We start from the raw sequence: 18,462 nt of genomic DNA on the forward strand, positions 1-18,462 counted from the left end.
CCGCCGCAAGCGCCGCCATGGCGCGATCGAGTTGGGGATAAACGATGTCTGATGAAAGCAACGTCCGTTTCACCGAACGCGAAGCGCTGTTCTATCACAAGACGATCCGCCCCGGCAAAATCGAGATCATCGCCTCAAAGCCGGTCGCCACGCAGCGCGACCTCAGCCTTGCCTATTCGCCCGGCGTCGCCGTGCCGGTCCAGGCGATCGCCGACGATCCGGCCTGTGCCTATGACTATACCGCCAAGGGCAATCTCGTCGCGGTGATTTCCAACGGGACCGCGATCCTGGGCATGGGCAATCTCGGCGCGCTGGCGTCAAAGCCGGTGATGGAGGGCAAGGCAGTGCTGTTCAAGCGCTTTGCCGACGTCGATGCGATCGACATCGAAGTCGACACCGAAGACCCCGACAAGTTCATCGAGGCCGTCGCGCTGCTCGAACCCAGCTTCGGCGGGATCAATCTCGAAGACATCAAGGCGCCCGAATGCTTCATCATCGAACAGGCGTTGCGCGACCGGATGAAAATCCCGGTAATGCACGATGACCAGCACGGCACCGCGATCATCTCGGCCGCCGGCCTGCTCAACGCCTGTTTCCTGACCGGGCGCAGCCTTGCCGACGTCAAAGTCGTGGTCAACGGCGCGGGGGCGGCGGCGATCGCCTGCACCGCGCTGATGAAGGCGATGGGCGTGCAGCACAACAATGTGATCATGTGCGATCGCTCGGGCGTGATCTATCAGGGCCGCCAGGACAGCATGGACCAGTGGAAGAGCGCGCATGCCGTGCCCACCGAGGCCCGCTCGCTCGAAGACGCGCTGAAAGGCGCGGACATATTCCTCGGCCTGTCGGCGGCCAGGGCGCTGAAGCCCGAATGGGTCATGGACATGGCGCCGCAGCCGATCATCTTTGCCATGGCCAATCCCGATCCGGAAATCACCCCGCCCGAAGCCAAGGCGGCGCGCCCCGATTGCATCGTCGCCACGGGCCGGTCGGACTATCCCAATCAGGTCAACAACGTGCTCGGCTTTCCGTTCATCTTTCGCGGCGCGCTCGACGTGCGGGCGACGACGATCAACGAAGAGATGAAAATCGCCGCAGCCAAGGCGATTGCCGAGCTGGCGCGCGAACCGGTGCCCGAAGAAGTCGCCGCCGCCTACGGCAAGAACCACCAGTTCGGGCTCGACTATATCATCCCCGCCCCGTTCGACCCGCGCCTGATGGAAGTCGTTTCGTCCGCCGTGGCCAAGGCGGCGATGGATTCGGGCGTGGCGCGGCTGCCGATCGAGGATTTCGAAGTCTATCGCAACGCGCTCAAGGCGCGGCTCAACCCGACGACGTCGGTGCTGACCAACGTCTATGCCCAGGTGAAGCAGAACCCGAAGCGGGTGGTCTTTGCCGAGGCGGAAAACGAAGTCATGCTGCGCGCGGCGATTCAGTACCGCGATTTCGGCTATGGCACCCCGGTCCTCGTCGGCCGCACCCAGGCGGTGGTCGACAAGCTGCTCGAACTGGGCGTGTCGAACCCCGACAGCTATGAAATCCACAATTCGTCGATTTCGCCGCTGGTCCCCGAAATGGTTTCCTATCTCTATCCGCGTCTGCAGCGCCGGGGCTTTCTCGAACGCGACGTCAAGCGGATGGTCAATCAGGACCGCAACGTGTTTGCCTCGCTGCTCGTCGCGCTGGGCCATGGCGACGCGATGATTTCGGGCATGACGCGCACGTTTTCGCAAACTCTGGCCGAAGTGCGCCGCGTGCTCGATCCCAAGCCGGGGCATATCCCCTTTGGCATTCACCTGATGGTTGGCAAGAACGACACCGTGTTTCTGGCCGACACGACGGTCAACGAACGCCCCTCGGCCGCAGATCTGGCGCAGATCGCGACCGAGACGGCCGCCGTCGCGCGCCGCATGGGGCATGAACCGCGCGTCGCGTTCATGTCGTTTTCGACCTTCGGCAATCCGTTCGGCAAATGGAACGACAATATCCGCGACGCGGTGGCGATCCTCGACGAACGCAAGCCCGGCTTCGAATACGAAGGCGAAATGGCCCCCGACGTCGCGCTCAATCCCAAGGTCATGGCCAATTACCCGTTCAGCCGCCTGTCGGGCCGGGCCAACGTGCTGATCATGCCGGGGCTGCAATCGGCCAATATCTCGGCCAAGCTGTTGCGCGAACTGGGCGGCAATGCGGTGATCGGCCCGATGCTGATCGGCATGGAAAAGCCGGTCCAGATCGCCCCGATGACCTCGATCGCGCCCGACATCCTGACGCTTGCCGTGCTCGCGGCCGCAGGGATCGCGGGCTAAGCCATTCCTCCCCGTGCCGGGGAGGGGGACCGCCCGCAGGGTGGTGGAGGGGGCTATCCTCGTGACACCACCCGGGGCTAAGGCGTGCCCAAGGCGCAACCCCTCCACCACGCGCCGCGTGGTCCCCCTCCCCGGTTCGGGGAGTATCTAGATCAGGCCGGCAAGCGGGCTCGACGGGTCGGCATATTTGCGCGTGCCCATGCGGCCCGCAAGATAGGCGTCGCGCCCGGCTTCGACCGCCAGTTTCATCGCGCGGGCCATGCGGATCGGGTCTTTCGCTTCGGCAATCGCGGTGTTCATCAGCACGCCGTCGCAGCCCAGTTCCAGCGCGACCGCCGCATCGCTCGCCGTGCCGACGCCTGCATCGACCAACACCGGCACTTTGGCCCCTTCGACGATCAGGCGGATGGTCACGCGATTCTGAATGCCGAGCCCCGATCCGATCGGCGCGCCCAGCGGCATGACCGCCACGGCGCCCGCGTCTTCCAGCTGCTTCGCCGCGATCGGATCGTCGGTGCAATAGACCATCGGCAGAAAGCCCTCCTTGGCCAGCACTTCGGTCGCGCGGATCGTCTCGATCATGTTGGGATAGAGCGTGCGCGCCTCGCCCAGCACTTCGAGCTTGACCAGATCCCAGCCGCCCGCCTCGCGCGCCAGGCGCAGCGTGCGGATCGCGTCTTCGGCCGTGAAACAACCGGCGGTATTGGGCAGATACGTGATCTTTTTGGGATCGATGAAATCGGTCAGCATCGGCGCCTTGGGGTCCGAGACATTGACCCGGCGCACCGCGACCGTGACGATTTCCGCGCCCGAGGCCTCGACGGCGGCGGCGTTCTGCGCAAAATCCTTGTACTTGCCGGTGCCGACGATCAGCCGCGAGGTAAATGTGCGCCCGGCGACGCTCCAGGTGTCATTGCCGCCGCCGACGAAATGGACGATTTCCAGCACGTCGCCATCGGCCAGCGCGACTTCGTCCAGCGTCGAGCGCGGCACGATCACCGCATTGCGTTCGACCGCGACTTTGGCGGGATCGAGGTCGAGCGCGCGAACGAGATCGGCAATCGAACCGGGGGCGGCGCGGCGGGGTTCGCCGTTGACGATGATCTGAAGAGGGTCGGTCATGGCAAAGGCCATACCGTGCTTGTCCTGCCGATCAAGCGAGTCGGCCCTAACCTTCGCCAAACATGCGCCTTTGTGCCGCTTCGATTTCTTCGAGATAGCGGCGGCGCGCGTGCTTTTCGGTCAGCACGCCGATCACGCGCCCGGCCTCGTCGACCACGGCCAGTTCATCGGCGCTTTCGGCGTCGAAGGCGGCGAGGATCGGCTTGATCCCGCAATCGGGGGCCAGCGTGACATTGGCGAGGCGCGCGAGCGGGGCGATCGGCGCCGCCGGGTCCAGTGCCGACGTATGGACCGCCGCGCTGGCGACAATACCGCGATAGACGCCCTGCGCATCGACCAGAATCGCCTTGCTGGCCGATCCCGGCGGGACTGTGTCGCGAAACACCGCCACCGTCGCCGTTTCCGGAACAGTCACGAAATCGCGGCGCATCATCCGCTCTGCCGTCAGCGACAGCATCCAGCCGATGTCGCGCGGCGAGCGGATGTCGGACCCGCGCACATGCAGCCGCCATGTCGAGAACGAATAGCCGAATGCTTCGCGCGTCACCGCGCTGGCGATGAGCGCGGCAGTCAGGACCACCCCCATCAGCGAAAAATCGTGAGTCGTCTCCAGCGTCAGCAGCGCCAGCGTCATCGGCCCGCCGATCACCGAAACGCACAGCGCGGCCATGCCGACCAGCGCAAAATCGGTCGGATCGAACATGACGCCAAGCCCGACGAGATTGAGCGCTTCGGCAAAGGCCTGCCCCGCCAGCGAGCCGAGGAACAGCGAGGCAAAGAACAGCCCGCCGCGAAACCCGCTCGCCAGCGAAATCACCGAAGCGGCGATCTTGAGCCCGAGGATCAGCAACAGATACTGCACCGGCGGACGCGTCAACAAATCGAGATGCAGCGCGCCATGCCCCGCCGACAGCGCCTGCGGCGAAAGCCAGGCGACCGGCATCAGCAACGCCCCGCCCAATACCGGGCGCCATACGCTGCCGCGCGTCGCGGATTGCAACAGGCGCTCGACGGCAGTGACCAGGCGCATCAGCATGATCCCCAGCCCCGCGCAGATCAGCCCCAGCGCAACCGCCGCGCCATAATCGAAAACGGTCCGCGCGCGGCTGACCGTCAGGGCCACGAGATAGGGCTCGACCCCCAGCCAGCGCAGCACCAAAACCCCGGCCAGCGTAGCCGCAATGACCGGCGCGACAGCCCCGATGCTGTAAGAGCCGATAACGATTTCAAATGCATAGAACGCGCCCGCCAACGGCGCGCCAAACGCCGCACCGACGCCCGCCCCGGCGCCTGCACCGACCAGCGTGCGCAGATCGGCGCGGCGCAAATTGAGCCATTGGCCCAGCAACGACGCCATGCCGCCGCCCATCTGGGCATACGTCGCCTCCAGCCCGACCGACGCGCCGCAGCCGTTCGACACGATCGTCTGCGCCGCGATCACCAGATTGTCGCCGGCGGGGATGCGCCCGCCATGCAGCGCATTGGCCTCGACCACATCGACCGGCGCCCCGCCGCGCCGCGCCATCCAGCGCCCCAGCGCGACGATCCCCGCCCCGCCAAGCGGCAGCGCGAGCAGGCGCCAGGGATGCTGAATCGAGGCAAGCGCGCTCAACCGGTTTATCGTCACGCCATAGAACAGATGCTGCATGGCATGCGCCAGCCAGCTTTGCGCCAGCGTAGCCAGCCCGGCAGCGCTGCCGACCAGCGCCGCCAGCACGATCAGCGCCGCCTCGCTTTCGCGCAGGCGCCGCCGCAGGCGGATCGCAAGGGAGCGCGCAAACCCCATCAGGCAACCGTCCGGATGCGCGCAACCAGCATCGCGGCCAATACACAACACCCGGCCGCACCGGCAAAGCCCGGCGCCCACAGCACATCCGCCGCGCCCCCCGTCAGGCCGAGCACGATCAGCGGCACGAGAATCGAAGGCAGCGTGTTGGAAAGGTTCATGTAGCCGAGCATTTCCCCCGGCCGGGCATGGCCGCGCAACAGTTCCGCCACAAGCGCGGCATCCAGCGCGAGATAGGCGATCAGGCCGACCTGAAACAAGCCATAGCCGACCATCAGCAGCGCGCCATGCCCCCCTTGCACCGCGCCGAGCGCCAGCGCCGCCGCCAGCGCGCCGGCCATCATCGGCGCGCGGCGGCGGCGATGGCGATCCGACCAGTGCCCGGCCGCCACGGTCACGATCAGCACGACCAGCGTCGTCGCCATGACCAGCCGACCATAAAGCCCGTCAACCGCCTGTCCCGGCTCAAGCCCGACCCGCCCCGGATGACGCACCAGAAAGAGATAGAAATACGTCATCATGAACGCCGCGCCGCCTTGCACCAGCAACCGCGCCAGCCCGGCCCGCCACAAATCGCGGCGCCACGCACCCCACAAATCGCGACGCCACGCACCATCGTGCGCCGACGGGGGCAACGGCTCCTCGGGCGCAGGCAATACATTCTTTGCAGGCAGTACATCCTTTGCAGACAGTACTGGCGCCGCAGCCGCAAAAGGCCAGACCGCGATCAACGGCAGCACCGCCAGCATCACCGCGCCCGCCAGCGCGACAAACGGCGCCCATCCATCTCGCGGAAAGAGCAGCGCAGCGGCCCCGGTGCCAAGACCGGCAAGCGGCATGGCCAGATTGCTCAAGGCCGCCACGCGCCCTTTCGCCCGGTCGGGAAAATAATCGACCAGCAGCGCCCCTGCCGGAGCGAACATCAGATTGAGCGCGACCTGAAACACGATCAGCCCGCCGATGATCAGATCGACGCGCCGGGCAAAGCCAAGGCCGATCAGCGCCACCACAGTCAGGCACAGCCCCAGCGCGATCGGGGCGCGCCGGTTGCCGTGGCGTCGACGCCAGCCGTCGCTGATCCGTCCGGCGAAGATATGGGCGAGGCTGGCCGCGACCGCGCCGGTCAGCATCACGACCGAAGCCATCGCCGCTGCATGCTGCGGCGCGATCGCGACGATCCGCCGGGGCAGCAACAGAGTCAGCAGCGGCGCATAAGCCAGATGGGCGCCAAACATCGCAAGCGCAAAGAGCGACGCGCCGCGCTTGTCGGAAATGCCCGCCCCGATCCGGCGCGAAGCTGCATCCCTCCCGATTGTCAAAACTTGCACCGGCTCATGCCCGCAGCCATAACCGGTGCCCCACCGCTTGACGAGCCCTCCGCGCGCAGGTCAGGCCTGCGCGCACCGCGCATTCGGCTCGCACAAGTCGCACAGCGCGTGAATCACGCCCGAGACGATGCGGTCTTTCAGGCTGTACCAGCGGGTATTGGCATCGACCCGGACGGTGACGATGTCTTCCGCGCGCAGCAGCGCGAGATGCTGCGACACGCCCGATTGCGACAGGCCGGTCATCACCACCAGTTCGGTCACGCTGGCTTCGCCCTCGTCCATACGGCACAGCATCAACAACCGCTCGGGATGGCTCATCACTTTGAGCCGCTGCGCCATCTGGCCGGCATTGGACTTCAATTCGGAAAGGTCGTTCGGTTTCATGGTGCCTCCCCAGATAGAGCGATCCCGTCATCGCGCAAGACCACGCAGATCGCCGGCGGCGCGACCATGAACGCCCCGCCCATGTCGCGGAACGTGCCCCGGGGCACTTCCCACACGAATTGCGGTCCGTTCAAATCATTTCTTGCGAATATGCTATTTTACGAATATTCACCAAGCACCATTCATGCGACGCGATCGAGGCCGAAGGCCAGCGACTGGTCGGCGCAAGTTATAACTGACTGTCAAACAGGAGCATGCCATGAACAAGGATTGGCCGCAGATGGCCCGCGATCTCTCTGCCGCGATCAAGGAAGTGCGCGTCGGCGCGCCCGACGTGATGAAGAACTTTTCGGCGATGGCCACGGCGGCAACCGGCACCGGCGCGCTCGACACCAAGACCAAGGAATTGATGGCCATGGCCATCGCGGTCGCCATCCGCTGCGACGGCTGCGTCGCGTTTCATGCCCAGGCGGCGGTCAAACATGGCGCCAGCCGCGAGGAAATCATGGAAACCATGGGTCTTGCCATCTACATGGGAGCCGGCCCCAGCCTGATGTATGCGGCGCAAGCTGTGGAAGCCTTTGACCAGTTCGCCGCCGCGAAAGGCTAACACGATGTCCGCCCCGGAAATCCTCGCGCCGGAATTGGTTGTCTGTCCGCACTGTCTCGCGCTCAATCGCGTCGAACACGACCGGCTGGACAATGCGCCCAATTGCGGCAAGTGCCACGCCGCACTGTTCACCGGCCATCCGCTGGCGCTCAACGCTGCCGCCTTTGCCGCGCATGTCGGCAAGGGCAGCCTGCCCGTGCTCGTCGATTTCTGGGCGCCGTGGTGCGGCCCGTGCCGCACGATGGCCCCGGCGTTTGCCGAAGCCGCGCATGTCCTCGAACCGCAGATCCGGCTGGCCAAAGTCGATACCGAGGCCGAGCAGGCGCTGGCCGGGGCGCATGCCATTCGCTCGATCCCGACGATGATCCTGTTTTCGGGCGGGCGCGAGGTAAAGCGGGTGTCGGGCGCGATGGACGCGCGCCATATCATCGCCTGGGCGCGATCCTGACCCGCCCAAAGGCTCCATGAAAAACCCCGCGAGGCACGCGCCTTGCGGGGTTTTTCATATTTGCGGAAAGGTCCGGTGTTTATACGGCGGGATCGTCATCGATCGGCGAATTGAATTCGTGCCACAGGCCGTTGATCACGCCAAAGGCGACGGCAAAGCCAACGCCGAGAACCCAGGTAAAATACCACATGTCGCTTGGCCTTTCGCTCAATAGAAGTCGGGGCTGGTGCGCACTTCGGCCAGCGTGATCCGGCCCGACAGAACTTTCATCACCCAGAACGTATAAGCGAGCACGATCGGCAGGAAGACGATCGTCACCAGCAGCATGATGAACAGCGTCAGATGGCTCGACGAAGCGTTCCACACCGTCAGGCTCGACCGCGGATCGATCGAACTGGGCAGGATGAAGGGAAACATCGACAGGCCGACAGTGGCGATGATCCCGGTCGTCGCCAGCGCGGTGCCGACAAAGTTCATCCATCCGCGCCGCGCCGAAATCCCGGCGAGCGCGAGCAGCGAACCGACAAAGCCGAGCACAGGCGCCGCGATCATCCACGGATGCGCGCCGTAATTGTCCAGCCAGGCCCCCGGCGCGGCGACGCTCGGCGACATCAGCGGATTCGATGGCCCTTCGACATCGACGGCGCCGACAAGATGCATCCCCATGCCCGATTTCGCCACCATCAGTCCGCCCAGCGCAAACAGCACCATGCTGACCATCGCGGCAATCCGCCCGATGGCGCGGGCACGGACCAGAACCGGGCCTTCCTCGGCCTTGACCGCCAGCCAGCCCGCGCCGTGCAGCGCCAGCATCGCCACCGACAACAGCCCGGTCAGCACGGTAAACGGCGTGAACAGCCCGAGCAGCGAGCCTTCGTAGGTCATGCGCAGATCGCTGTCGAAGCGGAACGGCGCACCGACCAGGACATTGCCCACGGCCACGCCGAACACCAAAGCGGGGACAAATCCGCCGACGAACAGCGCCCAGTCCCAGCGCGCGCGCCAGGCGGCATCGGGGCGTTTCGAGCGGTACTTGAACGCCACCGGGCGCAGGATCAGCGATGCCAGCACGAGGAACATGGCCAGGTAAAAGCCCGAAAAGCTGACCGCATAGACGAACGGCCAGGCGGCAAAAATCGCCCCGCCGCCGAGGATCAGCCAGACCTGGTGTCCTTCCCAGTGCGGCGCGATCGTGTTGATCGTCAGGCGCCGTTCCTCGTCATTGCGCGCCACAAACGGCAGCAGCGCGGCGACGCCAAGGTCATAACCGTCGGTCAGCGCAAAACCGATCAGCAGCACGCCGAGCAGCGCCCACCAGATCAGGCGCAAGGTTTCATAGTCGAGCGGGATATGCATGTGCCTGTCTCCCTTATTCGGCGGGAAGCGGAGCAAGGCCGTCGGCAAAGCCGTGGTCCTCGCCGGGGGCGTGTTCGATCGGTCCCTTGCGGATCGAGGCGATCATCAAGCGGACCTCGATCACCGCCAAAGTGCCATAGAGCGCGGTAAAGCCGATGATCGTCGCCCAGACCTGGGACACGGTCAGCGAAGAGGCGCCCAGGAACGTCGGCAACACGCCGTCGACCGCCCAGGGCTGGCGCCCGATTTCGGCCAGTACCCAGCCGCCCTCGATCGCGAGCCACGGCAGCGGCATCATCACCACCGCCAGCCTGAGGAACCAGCGCTTCGAAAAATGGCAGGCCGACGCGCACCAGAAAGCCGCAGCGAAATAGGCGATGAAGCCAAAGCCAAGCCCCGCCATCCCCCGGAACAGCCAGAACATCACCGGCACATTGGGAATGGTATCGGCAGCGGCGCGCAGGATCTGGTCATTGGTCGCCTGACGCGGGTCAGCGACATAGCGCTTCAACAACAAGGCAAAGCCGATGTCGGCCTTGTGCGCCTCGAACGCGGCCCGCGCCGACAAGTCGAAGCGGTTCGCTTTCAGCTTTTGCACCGCGTCATAGGCGATGATCCCGCTGCTGATGCGCTGATCGGCGCGCAGCACCAGATCGTCGATCCCGGTCACTTCGCCCGACAGGCTGCGCGTCGAAATCAGGCCCAGCACATAGGGCACCTGAATCGCATAGCGGGTCTTGTGCGCGGCGACATCGGGCACGCCGAACAGAGTGAGCCCGGCAGGCGCGTCTTCGGTCTTCCACATCGCCTCGATCGAGGCGAGCTTCATCTTCTGGTTGTCGGTCAGCGCATAGCCGCTTTCATCGCCCAGCACGACGACCGAAAGCGACGAGGCCAGCCCGAACGCGGCGGCGACCATCATCGAGCGGCGCGCGACATTGGTCCATTTTCCGCGCAGCAGATAGATCGCCGAAACCCCCATGACGAAAGTCGCGGCGCAGACATAGCCCGCGCTGACGGTGTGGACGAATTTCGCCTGCGCCACCGGATTGAACAGCACGTCCTTGAAATCGGTGACTTCCATCCGCATCGTCGCGGGATTGAAGCTCGCCCCGACCGGGTTCTGCATCCAGCCGTTGGCAATCAGGATCCACAGCGCCGAAAGGTTGCTGCCAAGCGCGACCAGAAACGTGACCACCAGATGCTGCACCCGGCTCAACCGGTCCCAACCGAAGAACATCAGCCCGATCATCGTGGCTTCGAGGAAAAAGGCCATCAGCCCCTCGATCGCCAGCGGCGCGCCGAAAATGTCGCCGACATAGTGCGCGTAATAGGCCCAATTGGTGCCGAATTCGAATTCCATGGTCAGCCCGGTGGCCACGCCGAGCACGAAATTGATGCCGAACAGCCGCGCCCAGAACCGGGTGATCACACGCCAGATCGGGCGCTTGGTGATGACATAGATGCTTTCCATGATCACCAGCATGAACGACAGGCCGAGCGTGAGCGGCACGAACAGAAAATGGTACATCGCGGTCAGTGCAAATTGCAGCCGCGAAAGTTCGATGACAGCCATGTCCATCGGGGGGAATCCCTTGCAGTTTGGCGCCGGGGCGTCAGAGAGTCGAACAGCCGGCCCGGCGAACGTCGGACCGGTCTTTCAATTCGGGCATTTCCAATATAATGTACTCATAATATAGTTAGATCGCTTGCCGCGCTGCAAATTCCGCGCCGGATCGCCGCGCCGCCTTGTGGTGGATCCCGGACAGCGTTGGCGCAGTCCTTTTTGCAGCCTGGCTGGCGCATTGTATCAGTCATCGGATCGTTTTTCATCAAGCAGATAGTCTAGGTCCGGCGCTGATCGTTGCGGGCGCTGCGCCGTGGCCGTGCTGGCGCATGAAACGGTCTTGTTGCCTTCGCCGGCCAGCTTGTTGCCTTCACCGGCCAGCTTGTTGCCTTCGCCGGCCAGCTTGTTGCCTTCACCGGGTTGAAAGCGGCCACGCGCGCGGGCATAGGCTTGTGCACCATGCATGATATTCGACTGATCCGCGAAAACCCCGCAGCCTTTGACGCCGGCCTTGCCCGGCGCGGGGCTCCCCCCGCCGCAGCCGCGATCCTCGCGCTCGATTCCGCGCGCCGCGAACTGGTCACGCGGATGCAGGAGGCGCAGGCCCGCCGCAACGAAGCCTCAAAGGCGATCGGCGCGGCGATGGGCAAAGGCGATCGCGAAACCGCCGAAAAGCTCAAGGCCGAAGTCGCCGCGCTCAAGGACGAGCTTCCCGCGCAGGAAGACGACGAGCGCCGCCTGACCGCCGAATTGAACGCCGCGCTGGCCGCGCTGCCCAATCTGCCCGCGGCAGAAGTGCCCGAAGGCGCCGACGAAGCCGACAATGTCGAAGTCATGCGCTGGGGAACCCCGCGCGATTTCGATTTCACCCCGCGCGAACATGCCGACATCGGCCCGGCGCTGGGGCTCGATTTCGAAACCGGTGCGCTGCTGTCGGGCGCGCGCTTTACGTTCCTTCGGGGGCAGATGGCGCGGCTCCATCGCGCGCTGGCGCAGTTCATGCTCGATCTGCAAACCGGAACGCATGGCTATACCGAATGCATCACCCCGCTGATGGTGCGCGACGAAGCCGCATTCGGCACCGGGCAATTGCCCAAATTTGCCGAAGACCTGTTTCGCACCACCGACGGGCGCTGGCTGATCCCGACCGCCGAAGTCAGCCTGACCAATTCGGTGCGCGAACAGATCCTGGCCGATGCCACGCTGCCGCAACGCCTGACCGCGCTGACCCCGTGCTTTCGCTCCGAAGCGGGCGCCGCCGGGCGCGACACGCGCGGCTTTATCCGCCAGCATCAGTTCGAAAAGGTCGAGCTGGTGTCGATCACGCGGCCCGAAGACTCCGAAGCCGAACACGAACGCATGACCGCCTGTGCCGAAGCCGTGCTCAAGGCGCTGAACCTGCCCTATCGCAAGGTTCTGCTGTGCACCGGCGACATGGGCTTTACGGCGCGGAAGACCTATGATCTCGAAGTCTGGCTGCCGGGTCAGGGCGCCTATCGCGAGATTTCCTCGTGCTCCAACTGCGGCGATTTCCAGGCGCGGCGGATGAACACGCGCTTTCGCCCCGAAGGCGGCAAGACCAACGAATTCGTCCACACGCTCAACGGCTCCGGCCTGGCGGTCGGGCGAACCCTGGTCGCGGTGCTCGAAAACTATCAGCAGGCCGATGGCTCGGTCGAGGTTCCCGCCGCGCTCGCGCCTTATACCGGCGGGCTCACCCGTCTCGTGCCGCTGATGTGAAAAAGATCCGGGGCGTGAAACAGCTCTGGCCGGGTTTGCTGACCCTGACCCTGACCCTGTTGGCCCCGTCGCCGTTGGCAGGCGTCGCGGTGGCTGCGCCGCCGATCGTCGCCTGGACGTATACGGTTCGGTCGGGCGACACGATGGCGGGGATCGCCGCGCGGATGGGTGTTTCACCGCCCGAACTGGCACGCGCCAACGGCATCGACGCCGATGCCCCGCTGCCGCCCGGCACCGTGCTCAAACGCCCCGATCCAGGCGGCATGCCGTCCGCAACGGCGCGCCCGCCGCGCCGTCCGCCGGTGCCCCCGCGCCCCTCGCCCACGCCGCGGCCCGCACCGACGCCGCGCCCTTTGCCCGAGCTGGCCCCGGCGCATCGCCCCGAGGCGGGCACGCCGCATCTGATCTGGCCGACATCGGGCGCCGTCGTCAGCCGGTTTGCCGCCGATGTCCGCGGTCGCCCCAACAACGGCATCGATCTGGCCGCCTTTGCCGGCATGACCGTGCGCGCCGCCGCGGGGGGCCGGGTGATCTTTGCCGGGACCGAGCCCGAGCGATTTGGCCAATTGATCGTGATCGACCACGGCGCCGGATGGGCCACGGCTTATGCCTATCTCGGCAAAGTCATGGTCAAACAGGGCGAGACCGTGCGCGCGGGGGCCCCGATCGCGCGGATCGGCACCAGCGGCGAAGCCAAAAAGCCCACGCTCCATTTCGAACTGCGCCACGACAACGTACCGCGAGACCCGCTGCCGGTGCTGCCGATCCGCCTGTAACGGCCCGGTTGGAACCCCGCTTCAGCGCGCCATCAGGAAAAAGGTCAGCCCCATCGCAAGATATGCGATCAGCCAGAAGCCCGCATCGATCAGCGCCAGTCGGCGGCTCACGCGCAAATTCATGTAGTTGACCCACATCGCCGGGATGATGAAGGCCCCGGCAAGCCCGCCCGACATCATGAAATAGAGCCACGGCTTGACCGACAGCGTGGCGGGACCGACGCGGGCAAACATGTGGCCGATCATCGTCGCCGAAATCAGCAGCAGGGCAAAGCTGGCCAGCGCCGTGCGCCCCGGCGCGATCCGCTGCCCCAGTCCACCGGGCCCGAGCTCCTCCAGCCGGGCACGACCATGGATCGGGCCATACCACAAGGCAGACACCCCCAGCGCGACCAGCGCTGCCACAAAGACGCCCAACCAGTTAACCGGACCCATAGACCGCTCTCCAGCGCGCCATTTCGTGAAAATGACGCGGATTTTGCACATACATATCGCCGCCCGTGTTGGCAATTCGCGGGCCCCCGTGACGCAGCCGTCAAAACAGGCTATGCGCCGCGCCTGATGGCTTCCGATCAATCCCCCCAAATCGTTCCCGCCCCTCCCCGCGTCGGCATGGTCAGCCTCGGCTGTCCAAAGGCGCTGGTCGATTCCGAGCGGATCCTGACCCGGCTGCGCGCCGACGGCTATGACATGAGCGCCGATTATCAGGGCGCAGATGTCGTTCTGGTGAACACATGCGGCTTTCTCGATTCGGCCAAGGAGGAAAGCCTGGCCGCGATCGGCGAGGCGATTGCCGAAAACGGCCGAGTCATCGTGACCGGATGCATGGGCAACGAAGCCGAAGCGATCCGCGCGCGCTTTCCCCAGGTTCTCGCGGTCACCGGCGCGCACCAGTACGAAGATGTCGTCGATGCGGTCCATGCCGCCGCGCCGCCGGGCATGGGGCCTTATATCGACCTCATTCCCCAGGCCGTGCCGGGCGATGTCAAACTGACCCCGCGCCACTACAGCTATGTGAAGATTTCCGAAGGCTGCAACCATGCCTGCGCCTTTTGCATCATTCCGCAATTGCGCGGGCCCCTCGTCAGCCGCCGTATCGACGCCGTGCTGCGCGAGGCGGAAAAGCTGGTCGCGGCGGGCACGCGCGAATTGCTGATCATCAGCCAGGACACGTCTGCCTATGGTGTCGATGTCCGCCATGAAGAACGGCAGTGGAAAGGCCATGCGGTGCGCACCCACATGACCGATCTCGCGCGCGAACTGGGCGGTCTGCGCACCCCCGATGGTCAGGTGCCGTGGGTACGGCTGCACTATGTCTATCCCTATCCCCATGTCGAAGCGGTGATCCCGCTCATGGCCGAAGGATTGATCACGCCCTATCTCGACATCCCGTTCCAGCATGCCAGCCCCGCCGTACTGCGCGCGATGAAGCGCCCGGCAAACGAGGCCAAAGTGCTCGAACGGCTGCGCACATGGCGCGACATCTGCCCCGACCTCGCCATCCGGTCGAGCTTTGTGGTCGGCTTTCCGGGCGAGACCGAGGACGATTTCCGCTATCTGCTCGACTGGCTCGACGAAGCGCAGCTCGACCGGGTCGGCGCATTCCGGTTCGAGCCGGTCGCAGGCGCTGCGGCCAATGCCTTGCCCGATCAGGTGCCCGAGGCGGTCAAGGAAGAACGCTATGCCCGCCTGATGGAAAAGACGGAGGCCATCAGCCGCGCCAAGCTTGCCGCCAAAGTCGGCCGCACGATCCGCGTGATCATCGACGACGTGGGCGAGCCCGACGAAGACGGCGACATCGGCGCGACCGGCCGGTCTCAGGCCGATGCGCCGGAGATCGACGGCGCGGTCCATCTGCGCAACGTCCCCGCCGATCTCGCCCCGGGCGATTTCGTCGATGTCGCCATCGAAGAGGCCGATGATCACGACTTGTTCGGGGTGATCGTCGCGGACTGAACGACCGCTTGCAAGGCAGGCGCTGCGGCTTAGGGTGGCGGTCCATGAAACGACCGATCCGCACCCTGATCGCGCTGGCGCTTGCCGCCCTGCCGCTGACGGCCATCCCCCTGCCCGCAACCGCCCAGGCGCTGAGCCCGGACGAGGACATGGCGATCGACAGCGCCGTCACCGCGACGCTCGCGCGGACCGGGGTGCCCTCGGTGTCGATCGCGGTGGTGCGCGATGGAAAGCTGGTCATGGCGCGCGCCTGGGGACAGGCATCCGCCACGCTGGGCCCGGCAAAGCCCGACATGCCCTATCAGATCGCGTCAAATTCGAAGCAGTTCCTCGGCGCGCTGATCCTGCTGCTCGCCGATCAGGGCCGCCTGTCGCTCGATGACAAAGTGGCCAAATGGTTGCCGCAAGTCAGCGGCGCGGAGCGCATGACCGTGCGCCAGCTTTTGTCGCACACTTCCGGGCTGCAGGATTACTGGCCGCAGGACTATGCCTTTGCCGCAATGGCCGAGCCGACCACGCCCGAAGCGATCATCCGCCGCTGGGCGATGAAACCGCTCGATTACGATCCCGGCACGCGCTGGCAATATTCCAACACCGGCTATGTCGTCGCCGGGCGGATTGCAGAACTCGCCGGTGGCGCGCCTTTGGCCGACTTGCTCGACCAGTACCTGTTCCGCCCGCTGGCGATTCACCCGCGCTTCATCGACGATGCGGTGGGGCCGCGCTATCCGCAAGGCCATGACCGCTATGCGCTCGGCCCGGTCCATGCGGTGACGCCGCCTGCGCGCGGCTGGCTGTTTGCCGGGGGCGAATTGACCATGACCGCGTCCGAGCTGGCCCGGTGGGACATCGCGCGGATCGAGCGGCAAGTGCTCCCCCCGCGCGACTGGGCCGAACAGGAAACCGCCGTGCGCCTGACCGACGGGACCAGCAGCGGCTATGGCCTTGGCGTCCACCTGGCCGAGCGAGAGGGGCGCCGGGTCATCGATCACGGCGGCGAATCGATCGGATTCCTGTCGCAAAACACCGTCTGGCCCGATGATCGCGCCGCTGTCGTGGTGCTGACCAATGCGGGCTTTTCCGATACCGATACCGCGCTGACCGACGCGATCGCCAAAGTGATCCTGCCCCGCGCAGTCCAGGCGCAGACCGGCGAAGCGGCACGGATCGACGACGCGCGCGCCGAATTCGCCGCGCTCGGCGCCGGACGCTTTGTCGCAAAACGGTTTACCGACAACGCGCGCGGCTATTTCACCGCCACGGCGATTGCCGACTATCACCGCTCGCTCGCCGCGCTCGGGCCCTGCACCGGCTTTGCTGCCAAGACAAAACCCCGCCTGCGCGGCGGCTTCGTCAACCGCAATTTCACCGTCACGTGCGGCAAGCGCGATCTGACCGTGATCACCTATGCCGAACGCGGGCCGAACGGGCGCTGGGAACAGATCCTGATCAGCCCTGATTGAATGGTCACGCCGCTGGCAGTCCGCTGCGAATTGACATAGTGTTTAACGAGTCGATTAAAAACAGCCGGGAGAGAACCATGGTCGCCAGCGCGACACAACAAGGTACGGCAGACGCGCCGCTCGATCTGATCATCGTGGGCGCGGGGCTTTCGGGCATCGGCATGGCCGCGCACATGCAGGCGCTGTGCCCCGATCAGCGTTATGCCGTGCTCGATCGCCGCGACCGCATCGGCGGGACATGGGATCTGTTCCGCTATCCGGGCGTCCGCTCGGACAGCGACATGCATACGCTGGGCTTTGTCTTCGAACCCTGGCGGCATGAAAAATCGATCGCCGACGGCCCGGCCATTCTCGACTATCTCGACCGCATTGCCGACGAACGCGGCATTCGCCCGCATATCCGCTTTGGCACGCGCGTCGTGTCCGCCGATTGGGACAGCGCGGCCGCGCTATGGCGGCTGGAGGTCGAAGCCGCCGGTGCGCGCAGCCGGATCGCTGCTCGCTTCCTGTTCCTCGGCTCGGGCTATTACGACTACGACGATCCCCACGAGGCCGATATTCCCGGCAAGCAGGACTTTGCCGGACGGCTGGTTCATCCGCAATTCTGGCCCGCCGATCTCGACTATGCCGGAAAGAATGTCGTGGTCATCGGATCGGGCGCAACCGCGGTGACCGTGGTCCCGGCCATGGCGAAGACCGCCGCCCATGTCACCATGCTGCAAAGGACTCCGACCTGGATGGCCTCGCGCCCGGCGCGCGATGCGCTGGCCAATGGCTTGCGCCGCGTCCTGCCCGAAAAGCTGGCCTATCGCCTGACCCGGTTCAAGAACATCAAGCTGCAATCGATGGTGTTTCACCGCGCGCGCACCCGGCCCGACAAAGTCAGGGCGTTCCTGATCAAACAAACGCAAAAGCTGCTTGGGGCCCATTACAACGCGCGCGATTTCACCCCGCCTTATGACCCGTGGGATCAACGGCTGTGCCTCGTGCCCGATGGGGACTTGTTCGCCGCGATCCGCAAGGGCCGCGCGAGCGTGGTCACCGACCGGATCGAGCGCATCGACGCGACCGGGGTGCAGCTCGCCTCGGGACAGCATCTCGACGCCGATGTGATCGTCACGGCGACCGGGCTTAAAATGACCATGGCGGGCAAGATCGCCATCAGCCTCGACGGCGTGCCGATCGATTGGTCGCAGCACTGGTACTACAAGGCGTGCATGTTTTCGAACGTGCCCAATCTCGTCGCGGTGTTCGGCTATCTCAACGCATCGTGGACGCTGCGCGCGGACATCATCTCCGACTATGCCTGCCGCCTGCTGAACCTGATGAAGGCGCGCGGGCTCGCGGTCGCTGTTCCGGTCCTTGCCGCCGATCACGACCTCGTTGAACATGATCCGTTCGATTTCTCGTCGGGCTATATCGCGCGCGCGCGCCATCTCCTGCCCAAAAGCGCGTCGGCGATGCGCTGGCGGCTGAGCCAGGATTATCTGCGTGATCGCGCCTGGATGAAAAGCGATCCGCTCGACGACGGCGTGCTGCGGCTCGAACCCGCCCCCGAAAACGTTCTGCAAGCCGCCGAATAGGCCCCTTGCACGGGGCCGCCATTGCTATATCGCT

The 18,462-nt window shown here is 65.4% G+C and carries 18 protein-coding genes; 8 read left to right on the plus strand and 10 right to left on the minus strand.

Going from position 1 to position 18,462, the window contains the following annotated elements:
* The first annotated feature begins 44 nt into the window (after positions 1–44).
* Positions 45–2,309: an NADP-dependent malic enzyme gene (locus AQZ50_RS05790; RefSeq protein ID WP_067744016.1), complete on the plus strand. Its 2,265-nt coding sequence runs from the start codon at positions 45–47 to the stop codon at positions 2,307–2,309.
* 147 nt (positions 2,310–2,456) lie between these two features.
* Here AQZ50_RS05790 and thiS read toward each other — a convergent pair whose 3' ends face one another.
* The 5 genes from thiS to AQZ50_RS20345 are packed head-to-tail and all read right to left on the minus strand — an operon-like array spanning position 2,457 to position 7,063.
* A complete protein-coding gene (gene thiS, locus AQZ50_RS05795) occupies positions 2,457–3,431 on the minus strand; it encodes a sulfur carrier protein ThiS (RefSeq protein WP_067744657.1) in 975 nt (324 codons plus the stop codon).
* Positions 3,432–3,477: 46 nt separating this feature from the next.
* On the minus strand, positions 3,478–5,217 hold the full coding sequence (locus AQZ50_RS05800) for a chloride channel protein (RefSeq protein WP_067744019.1): 1,740 nt from the start codon (positions 5,215–5,217) through the stop codon (positions 3,478–3,480).
* Complete coding sequence (locus AQZ50_RS05805; RefSeq protein ID WP_156427243.1) at positions 5,217–6,545, minus strand: MFS transporter; 1,329 nt, start codon at positions 6,543–6,545, stop codon at positions 5,217–5,219. Before AQZ50_RS05805 ends, AQZ50_RS05800 begins: the two co-directional genes overlap by 1 nt.
* 60 nt (positions 6,546–6,605) lie before the next feature.
* On the minus strand, positions 6,606–6,929 hold the full coding sequence (locus AQZ50_RS05810; RefSeq protein ID WP_067744026.1) for an ArsR/SmtB family transcription factor: 324 nt from the start codon (positions 6,927–6,929) through the stop codon (positions 6,606–6,608).
* On the minus strand, positions 6,926–7,063 hold the full coding sequence (locus AQZ50_RS20345) for a hypothetical protein (protein ID WP_156427244.1): 138 nt from the start codon (positions 7,061–7,063) through the stop codon (positions 6,926–6,928). Before AQZ50_RS20345 ends, AQZ50_RS05810 begins: the two co-directional genes overlap by 4 nt.
* Positions 7,064–7,188: 125 nt before the next feature.
* Here AQZ50_RS20345 and AQZ50_RS05815 point away from each other — a divergent pair, with 125 nt between their 5' ends.
* Both AQZ50_RS05815 and trxC read left to right on the plus strand, forming a co-directional pair.
* Complete coding sequence (locus AQZ50_RS05815) at positions 7,189–7,539, plus strand: carboxymuconolactone decarboxylase family protein (protein WP_067744029.1); 351 nt, start codon at positions 7,189–7,191, stop codon at positions 7,537–7,539.
* A 4-nt stretch (positions 7,540–7,543) separates the two neighbouring features.
* A complete protein-coding gene (gene trxC, locus AQZ50_RS05820; RefSeq protein ID WP_067744032.1) occupies positions 7,544–7,987 on the plus strand; it encodes a thioredoxin TrxC in 444 nt (147 codons plus the stop codon).
* A 79-nt stretch (positions 7,988–8,066) separates the two neighbouring features.
* Here the strand turns inward: trxC and cydX are convergent, their stop codons facing one another.
* From cydX to AQZ50_RS05835, 4 genes are all read right to left on the minus strand, one after another.
* Positions 8,067–8,177, minus strand: coding sequence for a cytochrome bd-I oxidase subunit CydX (cydX, locus tag AQZ50_RS19975; RefSeq protein ID WP_082703443.1), 111 nt, complete (start codon positions 8,175–8,177; stop codon positions 8,067–8,069).
* Between the two features lie 17 nt (positions 8,178–8,194).
* The gene (gene cydB / locus AQZ50_RS05825; RefSeq protein ID WP_067744034.1) at positions 8,195–9,343 is read right to left on the minus strand and encodes a cytochrome d ubiquinol oxidase subunit II; all 1,149 of its coding nucleotides are present in this window, start codon (positions 9,341–9,343) and stop codon (positions 8,195–8,197) included.
* A 13-nt stretch (positions 9,344–9,356) separates the two neighbouring features.
* Positions 9,357–10,925, minus strand: coding sequence for a cytochrome ubiquinol oxidase subunit I (locus AQZ50_RS05830; RefSeq protein ID WP_067744037.1), 1,569 nt, complete (start codon positions 10,923–10,925; stop codon positions 9,357–9,359).
* Between the two features lie 228 nt (positions 10,926–11,153).
* Positions 11,154–11,375, minus strand: coding sequence for a hypothetical protein (locus AQZ50_RS05835; protein ID WP_067744040.1), 222 nt, complete (start codon positions 11,373–11,375; stop codon positions 11,154–11,156).
* On the opposite strand from AQZ50_RS05835, the gene serS reads away from it, so the two are divergent.
* Positions 11,370–12,650, plus strand: a complete 1,281-nt coding sequence (serS, locus tag AQZ50_RS05840) for a serine--tRNA ligase (RefSeq protein ID WP_067744043.1) — start codon at positions 11,370–11,372, stop codon at positions 12,648–12,650. The genes AQZ50_RS05835 and serS overlap by 6 nt on opposite strands.
* A 14-nt stretch (positions 12,651–12,664) precedes the next feature.
* On the plus strand, positions 12,665–13,426 hold the full coding sequence (locus AQZ50_RS05845) for a M23 family metallopeptidase (RefSeq protein WP_067744661.1): 762 nt from the start codon (positions 12,665–12,667) through the stop codon (positions 13,424–13,426).
* 21 nt (positions 13,427–13,447) lie between these two features.
* Here the strand turns inward: AQZ50_RS05845 and AQZ50_RS05850 are convergent, their stop codons facing one another.
* Positions 13,448–13,861 (minus strand): DUF1761 domain-containing protein, encoded by a 414-nt coding sequence (locus tag AQZ50_RS05850; RefSeq protein WP_067744046.1) that lies wholly within the window; start codon positions 13,859–13,861, stop codon positions 13,448–13,450.
* Positions 13,862–13,987: 126 nt separating this feature from the next.
* Between AQZ50_RS05850 and rimO the strand changes: the two genes are divergently transcribed.
* From rimO to AQZ50_RS05865, 3 genes are all read left to right on the plus strand, one after another.
* Positions 13,988–15,382, plus strand: coding sequence for a 30S ribosomal protein S12 methylthiotransferase RimO (gene rimO / locus AQZ50_RS05855; protein ID WP_067744049.1), 1,395 nt, complete (start codon positions 13,988–13,990; stop codon positions 15,380–15,382).
* Positions 15,383–15,426: 44 nt separating this feature from the next.
* A complete protein-coding gene (locus tag AQZ50_RS05860; protein WP_067744052.1) occupies positions 15,427–16,845 on the plus strand; it encodes a serine hydrolase domain-containing protein in 1,419 nt (472 codons plus the stop codon).
* Positions 16,846–16,922: 77 nt separating this feature from the next.
* Positions 16,923–18,428: a flavin-containing monooxygenase gene (locus AQZ50_RS05865; RefSeq protein WP_067744054.1), complete on the plus strand. Its 1,506-nt coding sequence runs from the start codon at positions 16,923–16,925 to the stop codon at positions 18,426–18,428.
* Positions 18,429–18,462 lie beyond the last annotated feature (34 nt).

It is taken from the genome of Novosphingobium sp. Fuku2-ISO-50 (genome assembly GCF_001519055.1).
In the GTDB taxonomy this organism is placed as follows: domain Bacteria; phylum Pseudomonadota; class Alphaproteobacteria; order Sphingomonadales; family Sphingomonadaceae; genus Novosphingobium.

Bases quoted from the DNA above. Each gene is read 5' to 3' on its own strand.
- AQZ50_RS05790 (WP_067744016.1), top strand. From the start codon at position 45: ATGTCTGATGAAAGCAACGTCCGTTTCACCGAACGCGAAGCGCTGTTC.
- thiS (WP_067744657.1), bottom strand. From the start codon at position 3,431: ATGACCGACCCTCTTCAGATCATCGTCAACGGCGAACCCCGCCGCGCC.
- AQZ50_RS05800 (WP_067744019.1), bottom strand. From the start codon at position 5,217: ATGGGGTTTGCGCGCTCCCTTGCGATCCGCCTGCGGCGGCGCCTGCGC.
- AQZ50_RS05810 (WP_067744026.1), bottom strand. From the start codon at position 6,929: ATGAAACCGAACGACCTTTCCGAATTGAAGTCCAATGCCGGCCAGATG.
- AQZ50_RS05815 (WP_067744029.1), top strand. From the start codon at position 7,189: ATGAACAAGGATTGGCCGCAGATGGCCCGCGATCTCTCTGCCGCGATC.
- trxC (WP_067744032.1), top strand. From the start codon at position 7,544: ATGTCCGCCCCGGAAATCCTCGCGCCGGAATTGGTTGTCTGTCCGCAC.
- cydX (WP_082703443.1), bottom strand. From the start codon at position 8,177: ATGTGGTATTTTACCTGGGTTCTCGGCGTTGGCTTTGCCGTCGCCTTT.
- cydB (WP_067744034.1), bottom strand. From the start codon at position 9,343: ATGCATATCCCGCTCGACTATGAAACCTTGCGCCTGATCTGGTGGGCG.
- AQZ50_RS05830 (WP_067744037.1), bottom strand. From the start codon at position 10,925: ATGGACATGGCTGTCATCGAACTTTCGCGGCTGCAATTTGCACTGACC.
- serS (WP_067744043.1), top strand. From the start codon at position 11,370: ATGCATGATATTCGACTGATCCGCGAAAACCCCGCAGCCTTTGACGCC.
- AQZ50_RS05835 (WP_067744040.1), bottom strand. From the start codon at position 11,375: ATGCATGGTGCACAAGCCTATGCCCGCGCGCGTGGCCGCTTTCAACCC.
- AQZ50_RS05850 (WP_067744046.1), bottom strand. From the start codon at position 13,861: ATGGGTCCGGTTAACTGGTTGGGCGTCTTTGTGGCAGCGCTGGTCGCG.
- rimO (WP_067744049.1), top strand. From the start codon at position 13,988: ATGGCTTCCGATCAATCCCCCCAAATCGTTCCCGCCCCTCCCCGCGTC.
- AQZ50_RS05860 (WP_067744052.1), top strand. From the start codon at position 15,427: ATGAAACGACCGATCCGCACCCTGATCGCGCTGGCGCTTGCCGCCCTG.
- AQZ50_RS05865 (WP_067744054.1), top strand. From the start codon at position 16,923: ATGGTCGCCAGCGCGACACAACAAGGTACGGCAGACGCGCCGCTCGAT.